General features: G+C 68.7%; 2 protein-coding genes. One reads left to right on the forward strand and one right to left on the reverse strand.

Annotation, left to right across the window (positions count from 1 at the left end; genetic code table 11):
- The coding region (locus tag ACLQ24_RS29640) for a hypothetical protein (protein WP_425895037.1) at positions 1–200 on the reverse strand (200 nt) is incomplete at its 3' end.
- Here ACLQ24_RS29640 and tnpC point away from each other — a divergent pair.
- A partial coding sequence (tnpC, locus tag ACLQ24_RS29645) for an IS66 family transposase (RefSeq protein ID WP_425895036.1) occupies positions 109–1,409 on the forward strand: 1,301 nt, incomplete at its 3' end. The genes ACLQ24_RS29640 and tnpC overlap by 92 nt on opposite strands.

Raw genomic sequence — 1,409 nt, forward strand, 5'->3', positions numbered from 1 at the left:
GGTTCTGGTCCGCAGCGTCCGTCGTATGACGACTTGGTCGCGCTGGTCACGGAACAGGCCGCGGTGATCGCCGCGTTGACGGCTGAGGTCACCGGGTTGCGGGCTGAGATCGCGCGGTTGCGTGACCGGTTGGGCATGGACTCGTCGAACAGTTCGAAACCGCCGTCGTCGGACGGGCTTGACCGCACGAGACGGTCCACGCCGGGTTCGGGTAAGCGTGGCAAGCCTCGCGGGGCGCCGGGGGCGACGAAGATGCTCGTCGACGACCCGGACGAGAAGATCGAGTGCCGGCCGGACAACTGCGGCAGATGTGCGGGGGACTTGGCCGGGGCGAGCGTGTTCGCCCGGCAGCGCCGGCAGGTGATCGATATGCCGCCGCCGGTCGAGCCGCACGTCACGGAATATGTGGTGGAGTCGCTGCTGTGTCCCGGATGCGGGGAGGTCACCTGCGGGCAGGCGCCGGACGGGGTGACCGGCAGGCTCCAGTACGGACCCGCCGCGAAAGCCAGGATGGTGTATCTACGCGGGGCGCAGTACCTGCCGTTCGTCCGGGCCACGCACGCCCTGGACGTGTTGTGCGGGATGCGCGTCGCCCCGGCAACGGTCCTCGCTGCGGTGCGTGAGGCCGTCGACCGGTTGGGCCCGTTCATCGACCGGGTACGGATCCTGCTGCGCGCCCAGGCCGTGATCGGCGCTGACGAGACCCCCGCCTGGGTCGACGGCGGATGGAAATACGTCCACGTGGCCTGCACCGACATGCTGACCCTGTTGCACGCCGGGTCCCGGTCCAAGACCGACATCGACGCCGGCGGTGTCCTGTCCGGCTTCGCCGGGGTCCTGGTGCGGGACGGCTACGCCGGCTACGACCACATCACCACCGCCGCCCACGCCGAATGCGGCGCGCATCTGCTGCGCGCGCTCAAAAGTGTCCACGAGGCGGACCCCGCCGCCCAGCAGTGGGCCGAGGCGATGGCGAACACCCTGCTGATCGCCAAACAGATGATGACCGACGCCGCCGCGGCCGGACACCGCACCCTGGATGAGGCACAGGCCAGGTTCATCCGCTCGGCCTACGCCGGGGCCCTGGCCTCTGGGCGCGAGGCCAACGCGAAGCATCCAGGATCGAAGGCCGCGAAGCTAGTCAGGCGGTTCACCCGCGACGCCGAGGACATCCTACGGTTCACCACCGACACCGCGATCTGGTTCTCGAACAATCAAAGCGAACGAGACCTACGACCCACGAAGCTGCAATTGAAGATCAGCGCGACCTGGCGGTCCCTGCAAGGACTCGCCGACTTCGCGACCCTACGGTCATACCTGTCCACCGCCAGCAAACACGGCGAAGACCTCCTCGACGTCCTCACCGCCCTGTTCACCACCGGCCCCTGGCTCCCACCGGACCTCACCAC

Origin of the sequence: Micromonospora sp. DT4, assembly GCF_049841675.1 — a bacterium.
Classification (GTDB): domain Bacteria; phylum Actinomycetota; class Actinomycetes; order Mycobacteriales; family Micromonosporaceae; genus Micromonospora.